This is a genomic window from Burkholderia sp. BCC1996 (assembly GCF_905339955.1).
In the GTDB taxonomy this organism is placed as follows: Bacteria; Pseudomonadota; Gammaproteobacteria; order Burkholderiales; family Burkholderiaceae; genus Burkholderia.
Genome location: NZ_CAJPHM010000006.1, coordinates 187,883 through 210,127, shown reverse-complemented (window position 1 = coordinate 210,127; position 22,245 = coordinate 187,883). Strand labels below are relative to the sequence as shown.

Sequence of the window (22,245 nt, the reverse complement as noted above, 5' to 3'; positions counted from 1 at the left end):
CGCACCCCATTTATGACGCAACCGATCCAGCGATGACCGATCACACCCGTTCCGCCACGCCCTTTCGGGTCGCCGCGCTGCAGATGGTGAGCACGCCGGACGTCGCACGCAATCTCGCCGAAGCCGGCCGCCTGATCGCGGAAGCGGCCGGCGACGGCGCGCAGCTCGTCCTGCTGCCCGAGTATTTCTGCTTCATGGGCCATCGCGACACCGACAAGCTCGCGCTCGCCGAACCCTACCGCGACGGCCCGATCCAGCGCTTCCTGTCGGAGGCCGCGCACCGTCACGGCATCTGGGTGATCGGCGGCACGCTGCCGCTGAAGGCGCCGGAGCCCGATCGCGTGCTGAACACGACGCTCGTGTTCGACCCGAACGGCCAGGAAGCCGCCCGCTACGACAAGATCCACCTGTTCAACTTCGAGAAAGGCGACGAATCGTTCGACGAGGCGCGCACGATCCGCGCGGGCGACACGGTCGTCGCGTTCGATGCGCCGTTCGGGCGGGTCGGCCTGTCGGTCTGTTACGATCTGCGCTTTCCGGAGCTGTATCGCAGGATGGGCGACTGCGCGCTGATCGTCGTGCCGTCGGCGTTTACGTATACGACGGGCCGCGCGCACTGGGAAATGCTGCTGCGCGCGCGGGCCGTGGAGAACCAGTGCTACGTGCTCGCGGCCGCGCAAGGCGGCAAGCACGAGAACGGCCGGCGCACCTGGGGCCACAGCATGCTGATCGACCCGTGGGGCGAGATCGTCGCGGTCCGCGACGAAGGCGCGAGCGTCGTGACCGGCGCGCTCGATCCGCAGCGCACCGCCGACGTGCGCCAGAGCCTGCCCGCGTGGCGGCATCGCGTGCTGGCCTGAACCGCTGAACCGCCCGGCGCTTGAAACGCCGCCCGGCCAACCCATCTGCCCAGAACGCACCCGACAACTTTTTGAGAACCCTCGATACCCGCATGAACATCATCGAACCCGGCATCCGCAATCTTGCGCTGGCGAAGGACATCCTCCTCACGCCGTACGGCCTCGACGAGAGCCTGCTCACGCGCACGATCGCCGACATCTTCACGCATCGCGTCGACTACGCCGACCTGTACTTCCAGGCGACCCGCAGCGAAGCGTGGAGCCTCGAGGAAGGCATCGTGAAGTCGGGCAGCTTCAGCATCGACCAGGGCGTCGGCGTGCGCGCGGTCGCGGGCGACCGCACCGCGTTCGCGTACTCGGACGACCTGTCGCCGGAAGCGATCGCGCAGGCGGCCGCGGCCACCAAGGCGATCGCGGCGGCCGGCGGCGGCCGCCAGAAGATCAAGGCGGCGACCTCCCTGAAGGGCATCTCGGGCCGCGACCTGTACCTGCCGTCCGATCCGCTCGCGTCGCTCGACGCGACCGCGAAGGTCAAGCTGCTCGAGCGCATCGAGCAGATGGCGCGCGGGCGCGACCCGCGCGTCACGCAGGTGATGGCGGGCCTCGCCGGCGAATACGACGTCGTGCTGGTCGCGCGCAGCGACGGCGCGCTCGCGGCCGACATCCGCCCGCTGGTGCGCGTGTCGGTCACGGTAATCGCCGAACAGAACGGCCGCCGCGAGATCGGCTCCGGCGGCGGCGGCGGCCGCTTCGACTACGGCTACTTCACCGATGAAGTGCTGTCGCGCTACGTCGACGACGCCGTGCACGCGGCGCTCGTCAACCTCGACGCGCGTCCCGCGCCGGCCGGCGCGATGACCGTCGTGCTCGGGCCGGGCTGGCCCGGCGTGCTGCTGCACGAGGCGATCGGCCACGGCCTCGAGGGCGACTTCAACCGCAAGGGTTCGTCGGCGTTCGCCGGCCGGATCGGCGAGCAGGTCGCCGCGAAGGGCGTGACGGTGGTCGACGACGGCACGCTGCCGAACCGCCGCGGCTCGCTGAACATCGACGACGAAGGCAACCCGACGCAGTGCACGACGCTGATCGAGGACGGCATCCTGAAGGGCTACATCCAGGACACGCTGAACGCGCGCCTGATGAAGATGCCTGTCACCGGCAACGCGCGGCGCGAGTCGTACGCGGCGCTGCCGATGCCGCGCATGACCAACACGTACATGCTGAACGGCGACAAGGATCCGCAGGAAATCATCGCGTCGGTGAAGAACGGCCTGTACGCGGTGAACTTCGGCGGCGGCCAGGTCGACATCACGAACGGCAAGTTCGTGTTCTCGGCATCCGAGGCGTACATGATCGAGAACGGCAAGATCACCTACCCGGTGAAGGGCGCGACGCTGATCGGCAGCGGCCCGGAATCGCTGAAGTACGTGAGCATGATCGGCAACGACATGTCGCTCGACTCGGGCGTCGGCGTGTGCGGCAAGGAAGGCCAGAGCGTGCCGGTCGGCGTCGGCCAGCCGACCCTGCGGATCGACAAGATGACGGTCGGCGGTACGGCATAACCGCATCGCGGCGCATACAATCCGCGCATTTTGGCAAAAGCGCGCGGATTCTCCGCATTTTTGAGCACCCCCGGTTGCCAGCGACGCGGCGACCGGGTATAAATTCCGAATCAACTTTTTTGACGAACCGAATCTCCGTCATGTCCGCCAAGTTTTATTTTTACTTTTTTTGGCATCTCAGACCGCTGGCGGATCGAGAGGGTTGATGGCGCGTGAAGCGCAACCGAAATTCCCGAAAAAACCGCCGGCGAACCCGGCGGTTTTTTTTCGCCCTTCGCCACCCGGTCGCCGCCGCAGCGGATCCCGCGGCCCCGACCGAAATCACTGAATCGCTTGAATCGATGAATCTGCCGCACGCGCACTGACCGAACGGCGCCCGCAAAACCAGGAGAAACAGCATGCCCCCGCACAACACCGACGACGTCCGCATCCGCGAACTCAAGGAACTGACGCCGCCCGCCCACCTGATCCGCGAATTCGCGTGCTCCGAGGCCGCGTCCGAGCTGATCTACAACTCGCGCCAGTCGATGCACCGCATCCTGCACGGGATGGACGACCGGCTGATCGTCGTGATCGGGCCGTGCTCGATCCACGATACGAAGGCGGCGATCGAGTACGCGGGGCGGCTCGTGAAGGAGCGCGAGCGCTTCAAGGGCGAGCTGGAAATCGTGATGCGCGTGTACTTCGAGAAGCCGCGCACGACGGTCGGCTGGAAGGGGCTCATCAACGATCCGCACCTCGACAACAGCTTCAAGATCAACGAAGGGCTGCGCACCGCGCGCGAGCTGCTGCTGCAGATCAACGAGATGGGGCTGCCGGCCGCGACCGAATACCTCGACATGATCAGCCCGCAGTACATCGCCGACCTGATCTCGTGGGGCGCGATCGGCGCGCGCACGACCGAGTCGCAGGTGCACCGCGAGCTGGCGTCGGGGCTGTCGTGCCCGGTCGGCTTCAAGAACGGCACCGACGGCAACGTGAAGATCGCGGTCGACGCGATCAAGGCCGCATCGCAGCCGCACCATTTCCTGTCGGTGACGAAGGGCGGCCATTCGGCGATCGTGTCGACGGCCGGCAACGAGGACTGCCACGTGATCCTGCGCGGCGGCAAGACGCCGAACTACGACGCGGACAGCGTGAACGCCGCGTGCGCGGACATCGGCAAGGCCGGCCTCGCCGCGCGCCTGATGATCGACGCGAGCCACGCGAACAGCTCGAAGAAGCACGAGAACCAGATTCCCGTGTGCGCGGACATCGGCCGCCAGGTCGCGGCCGGCGACGAGCGCATCGTCGGCGTGATGATCGAGTCGCACCTCGTCGAGGGGCGCCAGGACCTGAAGGAAGGCTGCCCGCTGACCTACGGCCAGAGCATCACCGACGCGTGCATCGCGTGGGACGACAGCGTGAAGGTGCTCGAAGGCCTCGCGGAATCGGTGAAGGCGCGCCGCGTCGCGCGCGGCAGCGGGAACTGACAGGCGACACCGGCCCGGACCGTGGCTTCCCGCTTGCCAGCGGGTTGCCATGGTTCGACTGCGGCCGGTATCCGGTTCTGCTAAACTAGCTAACACCCCCTAGCTAACCGGAGGTACTCATGTCGACCGTCAACATGCATGATGCCAAGTCGCGGCTTTCAAGTCTCGTCGAGGCACTGGAACTGGGGCGCGAATCCGAAGTCGTGATCGCCCGCAACGGCCATCCGGTCGCCCGCATCGTCCCCTACACGGCGCCGCGCCGCATCGGCGCCGCTCGTCAGCTGCTTGCCGGCCTGAACATCCCGACGACGGTCGAAGCATTCAACGCCGGCGACGAATCGATTGCCGCCGATTTCGATGCCAGCGCCGAGCGAGGACTCGCGCCGTGAAGCTGTTGCTCGACACGCATATCGCGCTGTGGGCGGCTGAAGGCGCGCCGCAACTGTCGCCGACCGCCGTCGCATTGATCGAGGATCCGCAGAACACGCTGTACGTCAGCGCCGCGTCTATCTGGGAAATCTCGATCAAGTATCGTAAAGGCAACCTCCCCGTTCATCCACGCGATGCCCGTTCGGCATTCCGGCTCGCTGGCTTCGCGGAATTGTCGATCAATAGCGATCACGCCGAGGCGGTCGCTGCGTTGCCGGATTTCCCTGACCATGCCGATCCGTTCGATCGCATGATGGTCGCGCAGGCGCTACATGAAGGCATGCCGCTCGTCAGTGCCGATCCGAAGGTATGGCGCTACCACGCAACCCTGATGCTACGCGCCTGAAGTCGCCCGCCTGGCGCAGCACGAACAAAAGCCCGACTCGCGCCGGGCTTTTTCATTGCCTCGGCCGGAACCGGCCGTCAGATTCCTCACTCGAGCGCACCCGAGCCGAAGATCTCGGTATTGATGCGTTCCGGCGCGACGCCGAGCGCGACCAGCGCGTCGCGTTGCGCCTTCATGAACGCGATCGGGCCGCAGATGTAGTAGTCGGCATCCGCCACCAGTGCGTATTGCTTCACGCGTTCCGGCGTCAGGCGCCCTTCGAGGTCATGATCGATGCCGACGCGATCGTTCGGGCCGACCAGCTCGTACAGCACCGTGCGCTTCACGTTCGCGTTCTCGCGCACCGTATCGTTCAGCCAGTCGCGGAACGCGTGCACCGCGCCCGACCGGCAGGCGTGGACGAACCGCACTTCACGCGTGCTGCCTTCGCCGACCAGCGTCGAAGCCATCGACACCATCGGCGTCAGCCCGACGCCGCCCGAAATCAGCACGACCGGCGTATCGGCGCCGCGCTTCAGCGAGAATTCGCCCATCGGCGCGGTCACCTCGACGATTGCGCCCTCCTCCACGCCGTCATGCATCAGTGTCGACACCTTGCCGGCCGGGATCGCTTCCGGCTGGCCGGCCTCGCGCTTCACCGAGATGCGCAGCCACTTGCCGTGCGGCGCGTCGGACAGGCTGTACTGGCGCGGCTGATCGACGCCGAGATCGCCGACGAAGCGCTTCACCGTGACGTACTGGCCCGGCGCGAAGGTCGGCGCGTCGCCGCCGTCGGCGGGTGTCAGGTAGAACGACGTGATCTCGTCGCTCTCACGCACCTTGCGGGCAACCTTGAACGGACGGAAGCCGCTCCACGCTGCGCCCGCGTACAGGTCGGCCTCGGCGCCGATCAGGATCTGCGCGAGCTGGCCGTACGCGACGCGCCATGCCTCGAGCGTCTCGGCATCGACCGCATCGCCGAGCACTTCGACGATCGACGCGAGCAGGTTCTCGCCGACGATCGGGTAATGCTCGGGGCGGATGTTCAGGCTCGCGTGCTTGTGCGCGATGTGCGACACCGCCCCGCCGAGCGCGCCGAGGTTGTCGATGTCCGCCGCATACGCATAGACCGCCTTCGCGAGCGTTTCCGGCTGGCTGCCGGTCTTCTGGTGCGTCTGGTTGAACAGGTTCTTCAGTTCCGGATGCCGCGCGAACATGCGCTGGTAGAAATGCTTCGTGATCGTCGCGCCGTGCACGGCGAGGACAGGGGCAGTGGCCTTCACGCGAGCCATCTGGTCAGCGGTGATGTGGGTCATGTTCGTTCTCCGTTAAACATGCGCATACGATACATCTTTAAAAACAGACGTCCGTCGGGCAAATTGTCGCAGTGCGGAAACACGACGCCGGGTGTCAGCGGACGCGCCCGCGCTCCCACAGCACGTCCGAGCCGCCATCCGCGCGGTTCAGCACACGCGCCAGCACGAACAGCAGGTCCGACAGCCGGTTCACGTAGCGCCGCGGCGCGTCATTGAGCGTGTCGGTGCGCCCGAGCGCGACGATCGAGCGCTCCGCGCGGCGGCACACCGTCCGGCACACGTGCGCGAGCGACGCCGCACGCGAGCCGGCCGGCAGGATGAATTCCTTCAGCGGCGGCAGCGTCGCGTTGTAGTCGGCCAGCCAGTTGTCGAGGCGCGCGAGGTGCGTGTCGTCGAGCACCGCATGGCCGGGAATGCACAGCTCGCCGCCGAGATCGAACAGGTCGTGCTGGATCGTGACGAGCGCCGTGCGCACGTCGTCCGGCAGCGTCTCGGCGAGCAGCACGCCGAGATTCGAGTTCAGTTCGTCGACGTCGCCGATCGCGGCGATCCGTGCGTCGTCCTTGCCGATGCGCCGGCCGTCGCCGAGGCCCGTGGTGCCGTCGTCGCCCGTGCGCGTCGCGATCTTGCTCAAGCGGTTGCCCATGCGAATGTCCTCTGGTGAGCGGCCGCGATGCGGCCCGGTTGGGTTGGTACGCGATTATCGCAGCCCGCGGCGGCGGGCGCAGCGGGCGCAGCGGGCGTTCCAGCGTAGAATGGGCCGAAGGTTTGACAAGCAGTCGTCAGGAGACATTCGTGAATCACCCTGCCCCGCCGGCCACCACGCGCCGCCCGCTGCCCCCCGCCATGCTCGATGCGCTGCGCGCCGCCTTCGGCGAGCGCGTGTCGACCGCCGACGCCGTCCGCGCCCATCACGGCCGCGACGAATCGCCGTTCGATCCGCAACTGCCCGACGCCGTCGTGTTCGCCCGCAACGCCAATGAAGTCCGCCAAATCGTGTCGCTGTGCGCGCTCTACAGCGTGCCGCTGATCCCGTACGGCGCCGGCTCGTCGCTCGAAGGCCATCTGCTCGCGGTGCGCGGCGGCATCTCGCTCGACCTGTCGGAAATGAACCGCGTGCTGTCGATCAACGCGGAAGACCTGACGGTCACGGTCGAACCGGGCATCACGCGCAAGGCGCTCAACGAAGCGCTGCGCGACACCGGCCTGTTCTTCCCGATCGATCCGGGCGCCGACGCCAGCATCGGCGGGATGACCGCGACCCGCGCATCGGGCACCAACGCCGTGCGCTACGGAACCATGCGCGAGAACGTGCTCGGCCTGACCGCCGTGCTCGCCGACGGCCGCGTCGTGAAGACGGGCTCGCGCGCGCGCAAGTCGTCCGCCGGCTACGACCTCACGCGCCTGTTCGTCGGCTCCGAAGGCACGCTCGGCGTGATCACCGAGATCACGCTGCGCCTGCATCCGCTGCCCGAAGCCGTGTCGGCCGCGATCTGCACGTTCCCGTCGATGGGCGACGCGGTGCGCACGGTGATCGAAACGATCCAGATCGGCGTGCCGATCGCGCGCGTCGAATTCGTCGACGCGCTCGCGGTGCGCTCGATCAACCGCCATTCGAACCTGACGCTCGCCGAAGCGCCGACGCTGTTCTTCGAATTCCACGGCACCGAGGCCGGCGTGAAGGAACAGGCCGAGCTCGTGCAGGCGCTCGCGGGCCAGAACAACGGCCAGGGCTTCGAATGGGCGACCCGCCCCGAGGACCGCACGCGGCTCTGGGCCGCGCGCCACAACGCGTACTTCGCGATGCTGCAGCTGAAGCCCGGCTGCCGCGCGGTGACGACCGACGTGTGCGTGCCGATCTCGCAGCTCGCCGCGTGCGTCGAGGAAACCGAGATCGACCTGCGCGCATCGTCGCTGCCCTGCCCGATCGTCGGCCACGTCGGCGACGGCAATTTCCACGTCGCGATCCTGATCGATCCCGACAAGCCCGAGGAAATCGACGAAGCCGAACGCATCAACGACCGGATCGTCGAGCGCGCGCTGCGCCTCGGCGGCACCTGCACCGGCGAACACGGCGTCGGGCTGCACAAGATGCGCTTCCTGCCGAAGGAGCACGGCGACAACGCGATCGACGCGATGCGCGCGATCAAGCTGGCGCTCGATCCGCGCAACCTGATGAATCCCGGCAAGATCTTCACGTGCTGACACGGCGGCGCGCCGCCGCGCCCCGGCTGGAGACCCAATGAACGCTTCCGTCGAACTGTCGAGCGCGACCCGCGCGCAGCGCCAGCGCGAAGTCGTGCAGGCGCTGATGGCCGTGCTGCCGACGCATTGCCTGCTGTTCCGCGACGAAGACACCGCGCCGTACGAATGCGACGGCCTGTCGGCGTACCGCCGGCTGCCGCTCGCGGTCGCGCTGCCCGAAACCGAATCGCAGGTGCAGCGGATCGTGCAGATCTGCCGCCGCATGGAAGTGCCGATCGTGCCGCGCGGCGCCGGCACGAGCCTGTCCGGCGGCGCGCTGCCGATCGCGAACGGCGTCGTGCTGTCGCTCGCGCGCTTCACGCGCATCGTCGAGGTCGATCCGTACGCGCGCACGGCCACCGTGCAGCCCGGCGTGCGCAACCTCGCGATTTCGGAAGCCGCCGCGCCTTACGGGCTGTACTACGCCCCCGATCCTTCGTCGCAGATCGCCTGCACGATCGGCGGCAACGTCGCCGAAAATTCCGGCGGCGTCCATTGCCTGAAATACGGGCTGACGGTGCACAACGTGATGCGCGTGCGCGCGGTCACGATCGACGGCGAGGTCGTCGAATTCGGCTCGCTCGGTCTCGACGCGCCGGGCCTCGACCTGCTCGCGGTGATGATCGGCAGCGAAGGGATGTTCGCGATCGTCACCGAAATCACGGTGAAGCTGATCCCGAAACCGCAGACCGCGCAACTCGTGATGGCGAGCTTCGACGATGTCGTGAAGGGCGGCGAGGCGGTCGCCGCGATCATCGCGTCGGGGATCATCCCGGCGGGGCTGGAGATGATGGACAAGCCGGCCACCCAGGCCGTCGAGGCGTTCACGCACGCGGGCTACGACCTCGACGCGAAGGCGATCCTGCTGTGCGAATCGGACGGCACGCCCGAAGAAGTCGCGGAGGAAATCGTCCGCATGACGGCCGTGCTGCGCGAGCATGGCGCGACGCGCATCCAGGTGTCGCGCAACGAAAGCGAGCGGCTGCGCTTCTGGTCCGGCCGCAAGAACGCGTTCCCGGCCGCCGGGCGCATTTCCGCCGACTATTACTGCATGGACGGCACCGTGCCGCGCCGTGCGATCGGCCCGCTGCTCGCCCGCATCGAGCAGCTCGAGACGCGCTACGGGCTGCGCTGCATCAACGTGTTCCATGCCGGCGACGGCAACATGCATCCGCTGATCCTCTACAACGCGAACGATCCGGACGAGCTGCACCGCGCCGAGCAGTTCGGCGCGGAAATCCTCGAATGCTGCGTGGAATTCGGCGGCAGCGTGACGGGCGAGCACGGCGTCGGCATCGAAAAGCTGAATTCGATGTGCGTGCAGTTCTCGCCGCAGGAGCGCGATGCGTTCTTCGCGGTCAAGCGCGCGTTCGATCCGGCCGGGCTGCTGAACCCCGACAAGGGCATCCCGACCCGCGCGCGCTGCGCCGAATACGGCCGCCAGCACGTGCGCGGAGGGCTGCTGCCGCACCCCGACCTGCCGCGCTTCTGAGCGCCGCGCGGTGCGCGGCCCGTGCCGCCGCGCGGGCCGCGATGTGCCGCCCTGCCCGCGCCGGCCGTGCGCGCGGCGACGCCCGCATGCATTCGTCATGCGTGGCTTAGGGATAGTCGCGATGTGGATTCGCGCCACCCCGGTACAATCGACCGGACAACAACGAGGCAGCAATACAACATGGAAGAGGACGACATCGTCGCCGGATGGGCCGAACGCGTCCGCGCCGCCTGTGCCGACGGCCGGCCGCTGCGGATTCGCGGCGGCGGCACCAAGGACTGGTACGGCCAGGCGCTGGACGGCGAAATACTCGACACGCGCGCGTTTCAGGGCGTCGTGTCGTACGACCCGGCCGAACTCGTCGTCACGGTCCGCGCGGGCACGCCGCTCGCGCAGCTTGAAGCCGTCCTCGCCGAGTGCGGCCAGATGCTGCCGTTCGAGCCGCCTCACTTCGGCCGCGCGGCCACCGTCGGCGGCTGCGTCGCGGCGGGCCTCGCGGGGCCGCGCCGCGCGACCTGCGGCGCGCCGCGCGATTTCGTGCTCGGCGTCACGCTGATGAACGGCCGCGGCGAAGCGCTGCGCTTTGGCGGGCAGGTCGTGAAGAACGTCGCCGGCTACGACGTGTCGCGGCTGATGGCCGGCTCGCTCGGCACGCTCGGGCTGATGCTCGAGCTGTCGATCAAGGTGCTGCCGGTGCCCGTCGCCGAAGTCACGCTGAAGTTCGAGATGACCGCGACCGACGCGGTGCGCAAGCTCAACGAATGGGGCGGCCATCCGCTGCCCGTCAGCGCGAGCGCGTGGCGCAACGGCACGCTCGTGCTGCGGCTGTCGGGCGCCGAGGCGGCCGTGAAATCGGCGAAGACGCTGCTCGGCGGCGAAGTCGTCGACGCGGTCGAGGCCGAGCGCTTCTGGGCAGCCGTGCGCGAGCACACCGACCCGTTCTTCAACGGCATCCCGCCCGGCTATGCGCTGTGGCGGCTCGCGCTGCCGTCGATCACCGAACCGATGCACCTGCCCGGCACCCAGCTGATGGAATGGGGCGGCGCGCAGCGCTGGTGGATCACCGACGCCGACGCGCAGACGGTGCGCATGAGCGCGAAGCAGGCCGGCGGCCATGCGACGCTGTTCCGCGCGGGCGAGTCGTACGACCGCAGCGCGGGCGTGTTCACGCCGCTGCCCGCGCCGCTGATGAAGATTCACCGCGGGCTGAAGGCTGCGTTCGATCCCGCGCGCATCTTCAACCGCGGCCGGCTTTACCCTGATCTCTGAGGGATCGATGCAAACGAACCTCGCCGATTTCATCCGCAATACGCCCGACGGCGACGAGGCCGACGCGATCCTGCGCAAGTGCGTGCATTGCGGCTTCTGCACCGCGACGTGCCCGACCTATCAGCTGCTCGGCGACGAACTCGACGGCCCGCGCGGCCGCATCTACCTGATCAAGCAGATGGTCGAAGGCGCGCCCGTCACGCGCAGCACGCAGCAGCACCTCGACCGCTGCCTCACCTGCCGCAGCTGCGAGACGACCTGCCCGTCGGGTGTCCAGTACGGCCGGCTCGTCGAAATCGGCCGCAAGCACGTCGAGGCGCAAGTGCAGCGCCCGGTGCAGCAACGGCTCGTGCGCCGCGTGCTCGCCAGCCTCGTGCCGAACGCGGCGCTGTTCTCGCCGCTCATGCGGCTCGGCCAGCACATGCGGCCGCTCTTGCCGAAACGGCTGCGCGACAAGGTGCCGCCGCGCACGCGGCTGCTCGAATGGCCGCAGCGCCCCCATTCGCGCAAGATGCTGATGCTCGCCGGCTGCGTGCAGCCGTCGATGCTGCCGAACATCAACATCGCGACCGCGCGCGTGCTCGACGCGCTCGGGGTCGAGACGATCGTCGCGCCCGACGCGGGCTGCTGCGGCGCGATCCGCCTGCACCTGAACTATCACGACGAAGCGCTCGACGACGCGCGCCGCAACATCGACGCGTGGTGGCCGTACGTCGAGCAAGGCGCCGAGGCGATCGTGATGAACGCAACGGGCTGCGGCGCGACGGTTCTCGAATACGCGCACCTGCTGCGCGACGATCCGGCCTATGCGGAGAAGGCGCAGCGCATCGTCGCGCTGACGCGCGACATCTCCGACGTGCTGCTCGCGTTCGAGGCCGAGATCGCGACGCTCGCGCGGCGCCGCGCGATCCATACCGTCGCGTACCACCCGCCGTGCACGCTGCAGCACGGCCAGCAGTCGCGCGGCAAGGTCGAGCGCCTGCTCGAGACGCTCGGCATCGACGTGCGGCTGCCGGCCGACAGCCATCTGTGCTGCGGCTCGGCCGGCACCTATTCGCTGACGCAGCCGTCGCTGTCGTACCGGCTGCGCAAGCAGAAGCTGCTGAAGCTGCAGGCACTCGAGCCGCAGATGATCGTGTCCGGCAACGTCGGCTGCATCGCGCACCTGCAAAGCGGCACGCAGATTCCGGTCGCGCACTGGATCCAGCTCGTCGAACATCTGCTGTACGGCTGACGCGGATGGCCGGCCCCGCCGGCGCCCCGTCCGTATAATGGGCGAACCGATGCGGCGCGTGCCGTGCCGCCTCCGCTGCCGCGTTCGTCGCCGCATTCGTCACCATTCGCCGCCGTACTCGCTTCCCGTGCCTGCTTCCGTGCCCGTCATGTCCGATTTCGCCGTCCGTCTCGATTCCGTTCACCGCCGCATCGCCGACGCCGCCCGCGCGGCCGGCCGCGATCCCGCCACCGTCTCGCTGCTCGCCGTGTCGAAGACGTTTCCCGCCGACGACGTGCGCGCCGCGCATGCGGCCGGCCAACGCGCGTTCGGCGAGAACTACGTGCAGGAATCGATCGACAAGATCGACGCGCTCGCGGATCTGCGCGCCGCGCTCGAATGGCATTTCATCGGGCCGCTGCAATCGAACAAGACGCGCCCGGTCGCCGAACGGTTCGACTGGGTCCATTCGGTCGACCGGCTGAAGATCGCGCAGCGCCTCGCCGAACAGCGCCCCGCGCACCTGCCGCCGCTCAACGTATGCGTGCAGGTGAACATCAGCGGCGAGGCGTCGAAGAGCGGTGTCGCGCCGGCCGACGTGGCCGACGTCGCGCGCGCGGTCGCCGCGCTGCCGGCGCTGCGCCTGCGCGGCCTGATGGCGATTCCCGAGCCGGCCGGCGATATCGATGCGCAACGCGTGCCGCATCGCGCGCTGCGCACGCTGTACGACGCATTGCGTGCCGACGGCCTGCCGCTCGACACGTTGTCGATGGGCATGTCCGCCGATCTTGAGGCCGCGGTGCTCGAAGGCGCGACCATCGTGCGCGTCGGCACCGCGATCTTCGGCGCCCGCGATTATTCGCACTGAGCGCCGCCCTTTTCCGCCTTCCCGTTCACTCACTTGCTCAATTCGACACCATGAAAATCGCATTCATCGGCGGCGGCAACATGGCCGCGGCCCTGATCGGCGGCCTGATCAAGCGCGGCGTCGCCGCTGACGGCCTGTATGCCATCGACGTCAACGAAGACGCCCGCGCGCGCACCGCGCAGCAGTTCGGCATCCGCACCGGCGCGGCCGTGGACGCGACGCTCGCGGACTACGACGCGATCGTGCTCGCGGTGAAACCGCAGGTGCTGAAGGACGTCGCGCAGGCGCTCGCGCCGCACCTGAAGTCGCAGCTCGTGATCAGCATCGCGGCCGGCATCCGCGGCACCGACCTCGCCCGCTGGCTCGGCGACTACGCACGCGTCGTGCGCACGATGCCGAACACGCCGGCGCTGGTCGGCATGGGCGTGACGGGCCTCGCCGCGCTGCCGCGCGTCGACGCGGCCGGTCGCGAGCTCGCGTCGAACGTGCTCGGCGCGGTCGGCGAGATCGTCTGGTTCGACGACGAAGCGCAGCTCGACGCGGTCACGGCGATCTCGGGCAGCGGCCCGGCGTACGTGTTCTATTTCATCGAAGCGCTGCAGGAAGCCGCGCGCCGCCTCGGCATGAACGACGAACAGGGCCGCGCGCTCGCGGTCGCGACGTTCGCGGGCGCCGCGCAACTCGCCGCGCAATCGGGCGAACCGGCGAGCGTGCTGCGCGAGCGCGTGACGTCGAAGGGCGGCACGACGGCCGCCGCGCTCGCGTCGTTCGACGCGCAAGGCGTGAAGGAAGCGATCGTGCGCGGCGCGCTCGCAGCCGAGGCACGCGCGAAGGAAATGGGCGACGAGCTCGGTCGCGCGTAAGCGCCGCGTCGTCGGCCGGACGTGCCCGGCCGCGCCAACAAAAAAAGCGGCCGCGGCCGCTTTTTTGTTGGCATCGCGCGCCGGCGAGGCGCCCGTACCGCTTCAATTGGCAGCCGGCCCCGCCAGCAGGTAATGCACGGCGATCCCCGCGAACAGCACGCCGCCGAGCCAGTTGTTGTGCCGGAACGCCGCGAAGCACGGCATCCGCTCGCGATCCTTGATCAGCGTGTAGTGATACAGCGCGCAGCCGACCGCCGCGGCCCAGCCGGCCCAGTACGCGAGACCGAAGCCGAGCGTCACGCCGATCCACACGTAGATGCCGAGCGTCACCGCATAGCACGCCATCACGGCCGCGACGTCGAAGCGGCCGAACGTCAGCGCGGATGTGCGAATGCCGATCTTGATGTCGTCGTCGCGGTCGACCATCGCGTATTCGGTGTCGTACGCGACCGACCAGAAGATGTTCGCCACCAGCATCACCCACGCGAGCATCGGCACCGTGTCCTGCACGGCCGCGAACGCCATCGGGATGCCGAAGCCGAACGCGATGCCGAGATACGCCTGAGGAATCGCGAAGAAACGCTTCATGAACGGGTACGAGCCTGCGACGAACAGCGCGACGACCGACAGCTCCTTCGTCAGCGTGTTGAGCGGCAGGATCAGCAGGAACGCGATGAACGACAGCACCACCGCGATCGCGACGGCTTCCCATGCGCGGATCTTGCCCGACGTCAGCGGCCGGTCGGCCGTGCGCTTCACGTGGCGGTCGAAATCGCGGTCGGCATAGTCGTTCATCGCGCAGCCGGCCGAGCGCATCAGCAGCGTGCCGAGCGCGAAGATCACCAGCAGCGGCCAGCGCGGATGACCGTCCGACGCGATCCACAGTGCGTTGAGCGTCGGCCAGAGCAGCAGCAGGCTGCCGATCGGCTTGTCCATCCGGACGAGCCGCAGATACAGGGGAAAGCGGGCGAGCATGGCGAACCACCGGGAAGAGAATCCCGGCATTTTAGAGCCGAGCGGCGGTTCGCGTCATGTCGGGACGGCCCGCAGCCGGGTGCGGCGGCACGCGCGCAGACTGCTCGGGCCCGCTGCACGCGGCCGAGCAGCCGCATACGTCAATCAGGGGACAGATGCATGGGGGGGCGGGACCCGCCCTGCCCGACATTCGATGCCGATGCGGGCAATCCGACCCCGCTTCGACTTCGGGACACCGCCCAGTTGACACCGGCCGCACGACGCACGGCCGGTCACGCCGGATTCAGGCAAGCAGCGACCGCAGCATCCACGCGGTCTTTTCATGCGTCTGCAGGCGCTGCGTCAGCAGGTCGGCGGTCGGCTCGTCGCTCGCCGCATCGGCGATCGGGAAGATTTCGCGCGCAGTGCGCACGACCGTCTCGTGCCCTTCGACGAGCTGGCGGATCATCTCTTCGGCCGCCGGCACGCCGTTCGCTTCCGGCACCGACGACAGCTTCGCGAAATCCGCGAACGTGCCCGGCGCGACGACGCCGAGCGTGCGAATGCGCTCGGCGACCAGGTCGACCGCGAGCCACAGTTCGTTGTACTGCTCTTCGAACATCAGATGCAGCGTGTTGAACATCGGACCCGTGACGTTCCAGTGGAAGTTGTGGGTCTTCAGGTACAGCGAAAACGTATCGGCGAGCAGACGCGACAGGCCGTCCGCGATCTTCTTGCGGTCCTTGTCGCTGATGCCGATGTTGATCTGCGTGGCGTTGCCTTTCCTGGCCATCTTCGGGACTCCTCATTCGAAATGTTGAACCGGCGAAAACGCGTCGAGCAATCCGCATGCCGCGCCGTGCGGCAGCCGTTCGCGACGTGCCAGTCTAGCGCGGCGCGCGATTCGCTGCGCTCAGCCGCCGGCGCTCGACACGAGCGGTGCGAGCGCGTGCAGCGCCTGCGCGACCAGCTCGGCCGCCCCGCCGATGACGATCGCGAAACCGACGATACGGCGCGCCAGCTCGGCCGGCGTGAACGCGGCGCGCATGTTCAGCATCATTTGCGTCATGGTCGTCACTCCTTCGACAAGACCTTGAATCGGAAGAAAAAACGGCCGGTCGTGCGACCGGCCGTTTCACGTTTACAGCGTGACTGCGTCAGCGCATCGCGACTTTCACGCGAGGTCGAAGCGGTCGAGGTTCATCACCTTGTTCCAGGCCGCGACGAAATCGCGCACGAACTTCTCGTGTGCGTCGGCGCTGCCGTACACCTCGGCCAGCGCCCGCAGCTGCGAGTGCGAACCGAAGATCAGGTCGACGCGCGTGCCGGTCCACTTGACCTGGCCCGTCGCCCGGTCGCGCCCTTCGAACACGTCGTTCGCGGCCGACACCGGCTTCCACTCCGTGCCCATGTCGAGCAGGTTCACGAAGAAGTCGTTGGTCAGCGAGCCCGGACGATCGGTGAACACGCCGTGCTTTGCGTCACCGACGTTCGCGCCGAGCACCCGCAGGCCGCCGACGAGCACCGTCAGCTCCGGCCCGCTCAGCGTCAGCAGCTGGGCCTTGTCGACCAGCAGCGCCTCGGCCGGCGTCTTGTACGCGTGCTTCAGGTAGTTGCGGAAACCGTCCGCAACCGGCTCGAGCACGGCCATCGCCTCGATGTCGGTCTGCTCTTGCGACGCGTCCATCCGGCCCGGTGCGAACGGCACCGTCACCGCGACACCCGCGTTCTTCGCGGCCTGCTCGACGCCGGCTGCACCGGCGAGCACGATCAGGTCGGCGAGCGACACCTTCTTGCCGCCCGTCTGCGCATCGTTGAACGCCTTCTGCACGCCTTCGAGCGTCTCGAGCACCGCGGCAAGCGCCGCCGGCTGGTTCACTTCCCAGTCCTTCTGCGGGGCGAGGCGGATGCGCGCGCCGTTCGCGCCGCCGCGCTTGTCCGAACCGCGGAACGTGGAAGCCGACGCCCACGCGGTCGACACGAGCTGCGCGACCGACAGCCCCGACGCGAGCACCTTCGCCTTCAGCGCCGCGACGTCGGCGGCGTCGATCAGCGGGTGGTCGACGGCCGGGATCGGGTCTTGCCACAGCAGGTGCTCGGCCGGCACTTCCGGGCCCAGATAGCGCGCACGCGGACCCATGTCGCGGTGCGTCAGCTTGAACCAGGCGCGCGCGAACGCGTCGGCGAACTCGGCCGGGTTCTCGTAGAAGCGGCGCGAGATCTTCTCGTAGGCCGGGTCGAAACGCAGCGACAGGTCGGTCGTCAGCATCGTCGGGCGATGCTTCTTCGCCGGATCGAACGCATCGGGAATCACCTCGTCGGCGCCCTTCGCAACCCACTGGTGCGCGCCGGCCGGGCTCTTGGTCAGTTCCCATTCATAGCCGAACAGGTGCTTGAAGAAGTCGTTGCTCCACTTCGTCGGCGTCGACGTCCACGTGACTTCGAGGCCGCTCGTGATCGCGTCGCGGCCCTTGCCCGATGCGTACGTGCTCTTCCAGCCGAGGCCCTGCTGCTCGATGCCCGCCGCTTCCGGCTCGGGGCCGACGTTCGTGGCGGGGCCGGCGCCGTGCGTCTTGCCGAACGTGTGGCCGCCGGCGATCAGCGCAACCGTCTCTTCGTCGTTCATCGCCATCCGCGCGAACGTCTCGCGGATGTCGCGGGCCGCCGCGACCGGGTCGGGGTTGCCGTCCGGGCCTTCCGGGTTCACGTAGATGAGGCCCATCTGCACGGCCGCGAGCGGGTTCTCGAGATCACGGTCGCCCGAGTAGCGGCTGTTCGGGCCGCCGCTCAGTTCCAGCCAGATCTTTTCCGAACCCCAGTAGACGTCGTCCGGTTCCCACGTGTCGACGCGGCCGCCCGCGAAGCCGAAGGTCTTGAAGCCCATCGATTCGAGCGCGACGTTGCCGGTCAGGATCATCAGGTCGGCCCACGAGATGTTGCGGCCGTACTTCTGCTTGATCGGCCACAGCAGCCGGCGCGCCTTGTCGAGGTTGCCGTTGTCCGGCCAGCTGTTCAGCGGCGCGAAGCGCTGTTGCCCGCCGCCCGCGCCGCCGCGGCCGTCGGCGGTCCGGTACGTGCCGGCGCTGTGCCAGGCCATCCGGATGAACAGGCCGCCGTAGTGGCCGAAGTCGGCCGGCCACCAGTCCTGCGACGTGGTCATCAGCGCCTGCAGGTCGCGCTTCACCGCCGCGAGGTCGAGCTTCTTGAACGCTTCCGCGTAGTCGAAATCCTTGTCCATCGGATCGGACAGCGCCGAGTGCCGGTGCAGGATGTTGAGATTGAGCTGGTTCGGCCACCAGTCCCTGTTCGACGTGCCGCCGGCCGCCGTATGGTTGAACGGACACTTCGATTCGGTCGACATGCTTTTTCTCCTTTGCTTGACTCGTAAGCCCCCACTTGCCGGGCGCGGTTCATGGAGCATTGCGGGGGGATGAAACGGAACAGGTTGATCCTGTCGTACTACGGGGTGTCAGGCCGCGCGGCCTTCGATGCGGGTTGCGGGACTTCGGACATGCAACGCTCCCTCATGGCTGAACGGCGGTGAGTCGGGGAACACCGAACCGGCATGCAACGGCACTCATCCGCCATACGTACGGTCCGCCAGGTACGCGAACGCAATCGGGCGCAGGCTCCGGGCCGCGGCCCTCGCACGATTGACGACCTCGTCGCGCGACGGGATGTTCCGCTGCGCGTGCTGCAGTACCGACCGCATCATGACATCCTCCTTTGACGCTTGCATTCAACGTGCGAATCGAACCGCCGATCCGACGCAATCCATGGAAATGATTCTAATTACGTCTATCGATATTTTGAATTTAATAAATTTTATCTATTCGATAGGCAAAATAAACGGGGTCGCCAGACCCCGTTCATCCGCCTGCCTCGGGAGCACTGCTCCCTGATCAGTTCACTCAGTTCATCGTCGCCGGCATGTCGAGCTTCGCGACGCCCGGCAGCTCGCACGCGGCGATCGCCTCGCTGATCGCGTCGATCGCGGGCATCCGCGTGAAGCTCTTGCGCCACACCAGCACGACGCGGCGATCCGGCACCGGTTCGTTGAACGGCACGTACGACAGCAACTCGGCGTCGGGGCCGTTCGCGCGCGGACCAACCTCGGCGACCGACATCCGCGGCAGCACCGTGATGCCGACGCCGCTCGCGACCATGTGGCGAATGGTTTCGAGCGACGAGCCCTCGAAGGTCTTCTGGATGCCGTCGGCCGTCTGCGAGAAGCGCATCAGCTCCGGGCACACGCCGAGCACGTGATCGCGGAAGCAATGGCCGTTGCCGAGCAGCAGCATCGTTTCCTGCTTCAGGTCCTCGGCATCGATTTCCTCGCGCTTCTCCCACGGATGGCCGGCCGGCAGCGCGACGACGAACGGCTCGTCGTACAGCGGCCGCACCATCAGGCCGGTTTCGGGGAACGGCAGCGCCATGATCGCGGCGTCGATCTCGCCCTGCTTCAGCAGTTCGAGCAGCTTCAGCGTGTAGTTTTCCTGCAGCATCAGCGGCATCTGTGGCACGCGCTGGATCATCTGCTTGACGAGCGTCGGCAGCAGGTACGGCCCGATCGTGTAGATCACGCCGAGCCGGAACGGGCCGACGAGCGGGTCCTTGCCCTGCTTCGCGATCTCCTTGATCGCGAAGGTCTGCTCGAGCACGCGCTGCGCCTGCGTGACGATCTGGTCGCCGATCGGGGTCACGCTCACTTCGCTCGCGCCGCGCTCGAAAATCTGCACGTTGAGCTCGTCTTCGAGCTTCTTGATCGCCACCGACAGCGTCGGCTGGCTCACGAAGCACGCTTCGGCCGCGCGACCGAAGTGCCGTTCGCGCGCGACCGCGACGATGTATTTCAATTCAGTCAGGGTCATTGTGGGTCAATCAGGGATATACAGGCGATAGGTTTAATTTATACACCCGTTGGCACCGGTTCGCCAAGTTTCTCTGTATCGCAACACGCCGAATCAGCGCTGAATGGCGGTTTTAAATCCGACCCTGAATGCGCGAATCAGGCCTTCAGATATTGCTCGCGCGCGCCGAGCCAGCGGGCGAGATGCTGCGTGACCACGTCGGGATACGCGGCGATCAGCCGCGCCGCCGCGTCGCGGGCCGGATCGATCAGCCAGCCGTCGGTCTCGAGGTTCGCGAAGCGCAGCATCGCCGCGCCGGACTGGCGCGCGCCGAGGAATTCGCCGGGGCCGCGGATCTCGAGGTCGCGCCGCGCGATCTCGAAGCCGTCGGTCGTCTCGCGCATCGTCTTCAGCCGCTCGCGGCCGGTCAGCGACAGCGGGCCCGTGTACAGCAGCACGCACACCGACGCCGCGGTGCCGCGCCCGACGCGGCCGCGCAGCTGGTGCAGCTGCGCGAGGCCGAAGCGCTCCGCGTGCTCGATCACCATCAGCGAGGCATTCGGCACGTCGACGCCGACTTCGATCACGGTCGTCGCGACGAGCAGCTGCACGTCGTTGCGCGTGAAGGCCTCCATCACGGCCGCCTTGTCGGCCGGCGACAGCCGCCCGTGCACGAGCCCGACCTTCAGCTCGGGCAGTGCCGCGGCCAGCGTTTCATAGGTTTCGACGGCCGTCTGCAGCTGCAGCGTCTCGCTCTCCTCGATCAGCGGACACACCCAGTACACCTGGCGGCCGGTCAGCGCGGCCTCGCGCACGCGGGCGATCACCTCCTCGCGCCGCGCGTCGCCGACGAGGCGCGTCAACACCGGCGTGCGGCCCGGCGGCAGCTCGTCGATCGTCGACACCTCGAGGTCCGCGTAATACGTCATCGCGAGCGTGCGCGGGATCGGCGTGGCCGACATCATCAACTGGTGCGGCTGGAAATCGCGCGCGCCGTTGGCCGCGTTCGCGGCCTTCGCACGCAGCGCGAGACGCTGCTCGACGCCGAAGCGGTGCTGCTCGTCGACGATCACGAGGCCGAGCCGCGCGAATTCGACGGTGTCCTGGATGATCGCGTGCGTGCCGATCACGAGCTGCGCGGTGCCGAGCGCCGCGGCCTCGATCGCCGCGCGCTTCTCCTTCGCCTTCAGGCTGCCCGCGAGCCATGCGACCGTGACGCCGAGCGGTTCGAGCCACGCGCGCAGCTTGCGCGCGTGCTGTTCCGCGAGGATTTCGGTCGGCGCCATCAGCGCGGCCTGGTAGCCGGCGTCGATCGCCTGCGCGGCCGCCAGCGCCGCGACGACCGTCTTGCCGCTGCCGACGTCGCCCTGCAGCAGCCGCTGCATCGGGTGCGCGAGCGTGAGGTCGTGCGCGATCTCGTCGACAACGCGCGACTGCGCGCCCGTCAGCGTGAACGGCAGCGCCGCGTAAAGGCGTGTGGTCAGCGCATCGGCATCGGTCGCGGCGCGGCGCGGCATCGCGGGCGCCGCGCGCGTGCGGCGCTCCTCGTGCGCGCGCTTGAGCGACAGCTGCTGCGCGAGCAGCTCCTCGAACTTGATGCGGGTCCACGCCGGATGCGAGCCGTCCATCAGCGCGGCTTCGTCGGAATCGACGGCCGGGTGGTGCAGGATGCGCACGGCCTGCGCGAGCGTCGGCACGCCGAGCGGCTTCAGGTAGTCGCGCTCGATCTCGGGCGGCAGCAGCTCGGGCAGCGGCGTGCGCTCGACCGCGTTCTCGATCGCCTTGCGCAGATACGCCTGCGACACGCCGGCCGTGCTCGGATAGACGGGCGTGAGCACCTGCGGCAGCGGCGCATCGGCCTCGACGACGCGCACGGCCGGATGCACCATCTCCATCCCGAAGAAGCCGCCGCGCACGTCGCCGCGCACGCGCAGCCGCTGGCCGACGGCCATCTGCTTGACCTGCGAGCCGTAGAAATTGAGGAAGCGCAGCACGAGCTGCTCGCCGTCGTCGTCCTGGATCTTCACGACGAGCTGCCGACGCGGCCGGTACGCGACCTCGTTGTCGAACACGACGCCTTCGGTCTGCGCGATGCCGCCCGGCAGCAGTTCGCCGATCGGCGTGAGCGTGGTTTCGTCCTCGTAGCGCATCGGCAGATGCAGCACGAGATCGATCGAGCGCGTGAGGCCGAGCTTCGCGAGCTTGTCGACGGTCTTCACGGGTTTGTCGGCGGCCGGCTTCTTCTTGCGTTTCGCACCGGATTGTCCCGCTGCGCCCGCCTCGTCGCTGCCCGCGCCCGGTTCGGCGTCGGGCGCGGCCGCGGCCGGCTGCGCGAGCCGGCCGTCGGCACCGCGCTTCGGGCCCGTGCGGCGCGGCGCGATACTGCGCGGCGGCTCGTGCTCCCCCGCGCTGCGCGCGGGCAACGCGGCATCGTCCGCGTCGAACGGATCGGCGGAATCGGCAACGGCGGCGGTGGAACGGCGTGGTGACACAGGCATCGGATCGTCTGGGTGCTTCGCAAGGCAAGTACA

Annotated in this window: 19 protein-coding genes; 11 read left to right on the top strand and 8 right to left on the bottom strand. The window is 68.2% G+C overall.

The genetic code is table 11. The features are described from left to right. Positions 1-32 precede the first annotated feature (32 nt). The 5 genes from U4Z64_RS11005 to U4Z64_RS10985 all read left to right on the top strand — a co-directional run bounded on the left by U4Z64_RS11005 (position 33) and on the right by U4Z64_RS10985 (position 4,666). Positions 33-860, top strand: coding sequence for a carbon-nitrogen hydrolase family protein (locus tag U4Z64_RS11005; RefSeq protein ID WP_321819942.1), 828 nt, complete (start codon positions 33-35; stop codon positions 858-860). Between the two features lie 92 nt (positions 861-952). After that, positions 953-2,419: a metalloprotease TldD gene (gene tldD / locus U4Z64_RS11000; protein WP_059451318.1), complete on the top strand. Its 1,467-nt coding sequence runs from the start codon at positions 953-955 to the stop codon at positions 2,417-2,419. 398 nt (positions 2,420-2,817) lie between these two features. Further along, positions 2,818-3,891, top strand: a complete 1,074-nt coding sequence (aroG, locus tag U4Z64_RS10995) for a 3-deoxy-7-phosphoheptulonate synthase AroG (RefSeq protein WP_059465445.1) — start codon at positions 2,818-2,820, stop codon at positions 3,889-3,891. Between the two features lie 119 nt (positions 3,892-4,010). After that, entirely contained in the window at positions 4,011-4,280 is a 270-nt protein-coding gene (locus U4Z64_RS10990) for a type II toxin-antitoxin system Phd/YefM family antitoxin (RefSeq protein ID WP_039323450.1), read from the top strand. Beyond that, a complete protein-coding gene (locus U4Z64_RS10985; RefSeq protein ID WP_044844036.1) occupies positions 4,277-4,666 on the top strand; it encodes a type II toxin-antitoxin system VapC family toxin in 390 nt (129 codons plus the stop codon). The genes U4Z64_RS10990 and U4Z64_RS10985 overlap by 4 nt, the downstream gene beginning before the upstream one ends. Positions 4,667-4,752: 86 nt before the next feature. On the opposite strand, the gene hmpA is transcribed toward U4Z64_RS10985, so the two are convergent. Both hmpA and U4Z64_RS10975 read right to left on the bottom strand, forming a co-directional pair. Beyond that, a complete protein-coding gene (hmpA, locus tag U4Z64_RS10980; protein WP_321819941.1) occupies positions 4,753-5,961 on the bottom strand; it encodes an NO-inducible flavohemoprotein in 1,209 nt (402 codons plus the stop codon). A 94-nt stretch (positions 5,962-6,055) separates the two neighbouring features. Next, positions 6,056-6,607 carry a cob(I)yrinic acid a,c-diamide adenosyltransferase gene (locus U4Z64_RS10975; protein ID WP_321819940.1) on the bottom strand — a complete coding sequence of 184 codons (552 nt, stop codon included), beginning with the start codon at positions 6,605-6,607 and terminating at the stop codon, positions 6,056-6,058. Between the two features lie 149 nt (positions 6,608-6,756). Here U4Z64_RS10975 and U4Z64_RS10970 point away from each other — a divergent pair, with 149 nt between their 5' ends. The 6 genes from U4Z64_RS10970 to proC all read left to right on the top strand — a co-directional run bounded on the left by U4Z64_RS10970 (position 6,757) and on the right by proC (position 13,910). Continuing rightward, entirely contained in the window at positions 6,757-8,166 is a 1,410-nt protein-coding gene (locus U4Z64_RS10970) for an FAD-binding oxidoreductase (RefSeq protein WP_321819939.1), read from the top strand. 37 nt (positions 8,167-8,203) lie between these two features. Further along, complete coding sequence (locus tag U4Z64_RS10965; protein ID WP_044844032.1) at positions 8,204-9,697, top strand: FAD-linked oxidase C-terminal domain-containing protein; 1,494 nt, start codon at positions 8,204-8,206, stop codon at positions 9,695-9,697. Between the two features lie 180 nt (positions 9,698-9,877). Further along, positions 9,878-10,966 (top strand): glycolate oxidase subunit GlcE, encoded by a 1,089-nt coding sequence (glcE, locus tag U4Z64_RS10960; protein ID WP_321819938.1) that lies wholly within the window; start codon positions 9,878-9,880, stop codon positions 10,964-10,966. Between the two features lie 7 nt (positions 10,967-10,973). Then, positions 10,974-12,200 (top strand): glycolate oxidase subunit GlcF, encoded by a 1,227-nt coding sequence (gene glcF / locus U4Z64_RS10955; protein WP_044844030.1) that lies wholly within the window; start codon positions 10,974-10,976, stop codon positions 12,198-12,200. Between the two features lie 148 nt (positions 12,201-12,348). After that, on the top strand, positions 12,349-13,047 hold the full coding sequence (locus U4Z64_RS10950) for a YggS family pyridoxal phosphate-dependent enzyme (protein ID WP_321819937.1): 699 nt from the start codon (positions 12,349-12,351) through the stop codon (positions 13,045-13,047). A gap of 50 nt (positions 13,048-13,097) precedes the next feature. Then, positions 13,098-13,910, top strand: a complete 813-nt coding sequence (proC, locus tag U4Z64_RS10945) for a pyrroline-5-carboxylate reductase (RefSeq protein ID WP_321819936.1) — start codon at positions 13,098-13,100, stop codon at positions 13,908-13,910. A gap of 102 nt (positions 13,911-14,012) precedes the next feature. Here the strand turns inward: proC and ubiA are convergent, their stop codons facing one another. The 6 genes from ubiA to recG all read right to left on the bottom strand — a co-directional run bounded on the left by ubiA (position 14,013) and on the right by recG (position 22,212). Continuing rightward, positions 14,013-14,885 carry a 4-hydroxybenzoate octaprenyltransferase gene (ubiA, locus tag U4Z64_RS10940; RefSeq protein WP_124487971.1) on the bottom strand — a complete coding sequence of 291 codons (873 nt, stop codon included), beginning with the start codon at positions 14,883-14,885 and terminating at the stop codon, positions 14,013-14,015. A 283-nt stretch (positions 14,886-15,168) separates the two neighbouring features. Then, entirely contained in the window at positions 15,169-15,657 is a 489-nt protein-coding gene (dpsA, locus tag U4Z64_RS10935) for a non-specific DNA-binding protein DpsA (RefSeq protein WP_044844027.1), read from the bottom strand. 120 nt (positions 15,658-15,777) lie between these two features. Further along, a complete protein-coding gene (locus U4Z64_RS10930) occupies positions 15,778-15,933 on the bottom strand; it encodes a hypothetical protein (protein WP_185500316.1) in 156 nt (51 codons plus the stop codon). Positions 15,934-16,038: 105 nt separating this feature from the next. After that, the gene (katG, locus tag U4Z64_RS10925) at positions 16,039-18,225 is read right to left on the bottom strand and encodes a catalase/peroxidase HPI (protein WP_321819935.1); all 2,187 of its coding nucleotides are present in this window, start codon (positions 18,223-18,225) and stop codon (positions 16,039-16,041) included. 550 nt (positions 18,226-18,775) lie between these two features. Further along, positions 18,776-19,735 (bottom strand): hydrogen peroxide-inducible genes activator, encoded by a 960-nt coding sequence (locus U4Z64_RS10920; RefSeq protein ID WP_044844025.1) that lies wholly within the window; start codon positions 19,733-19,735, stop codon positions 18,776-18,778. Between the two features lie 137 nt (positions 19,736-19,872). Continuing rightward, positions 19,873-22,212 carry an ATP-dependent DNA helicase RecG gene (gene recG, locus U4Z64_RS10915; RefSeq protein WP_321819934.1) on the bottom strand — a complete coding sequence of 780 codons (2,340 nt, stop codon included), beginning with the start codon at positions 22,210-22,212 and terminating at the stop codon, positions 19,873-19,875. Positions 22,213-22,245 lie beyond the last annotated feature (33 nt).

Coding starts and splice junctions, on each gene's coding strand:
- U4Z64_RS10950 (WP_321819937.1), top strand. CDS start 12,349: ATGTCCGATTTCGCCGTCCGTCTCGATTCCGTTCACCGCCGCATCGCC.
- katG (WP_321819935.1), bottom strand. CDS start 18,225: ATGTCGACCGAATCGAAGTGTCCGTTCAACCATACGGCGGCCGGCGGC.
- proC (WP_321819936.1), top strand. CDS start 13,098: ATGAAAATCGCATTCATCGGCGGCGGCAACATGGCCGCGGCCCTGATC.
- recG (WP_321819934.1), bottom strand. CDS start 22,212: ATGCCTGTGTCACCACGCCGTTCCACCGCCGCCGTTGCCGATTCCGCC.
- U4Z64_RS10965 (WP_044844032.1), top strand. CDS start 8,204: ATGAACGCTTCCGTCGAACTGTCGAGCGCGACCCGCGCGCAGCGCCAG.
- U4Z64_RS10990 (WP_039323450.1), top strand. CDS start 4,011: ATGTCGACCGTCAACATGCATGATGCCAAGTCGCGGCTTTCAAGTCTC.
- hmpA (WP_321819941.1), bottom strand. CDS start 5,961: ATGACCCACATCACCGCTGACCAGATGGCTCGCGTGAAGGCCACTGCC.
- U4Z64_RS10920 (WP_044844025.1), bottom strand. CDS start 19,735: ATGACCCTGACTGAATTGAAATACATCGTCGCGGTCGCGCGCGAACGG.
- ubiA (WP_124487971.1), bottom strand. CDS start 14,885: ATGCTCGCCCGCTTTCCCCTGTATCTGCGGCTCGTCCGGATGGACAAG.
- U4Z64_RS11005 (WP_321819942.1), top strand. CDS start 33: ATGACCGATCACACCCGTTCCGCCACGCCCTTTCGGGTCGCCGCGCTG.
- glcF (WP_044844030.1), top strand. CDS start 10,974: ATGCAAACGAACCTCGCCGATTTCATCCGCAATACGCCCGACGGCGAC.
- glcE (WP_321819938.1), top strand. CDS start 9,878: ATGGAAGAGGACGACATCGTCGCCGGATGGGCCGAACGCGTCCGCGCC.
- U4Z64_RS10930 (WP_185500316.1), bottom strand. CDS start 15,933: ATGACGCAAATGATGCTGAACATGCGCGCCGCGTTCACGCCGGCCGAG.
- U4Z64_RS10975 (WP_321819940.1), bottom strand. CDS start 6,607: ATGGGCAACCGCTTGAGCAAGATCGCGACGCGCACGGGCGACGACGGC.
- tldD (WP_059451318.1), top strand. CDS start 953: ATGAACATCATCGAACCCGGCATCCGCAATCTTGCGCTGGCGAAGGAC.
- dpsA (WP_044844027.1), bottom strand. CDS start 15,657: ATGGCCAGGAAAGGCAACGCCACGCAGATCAACATCGGCATCAGCGAC.
- aroG (WP_059465445.1), top strand. CDS start 2,818: ATGCCCCCGCACAACACCGACGACGTCCGCATCCGCGAACTCAAGGAA.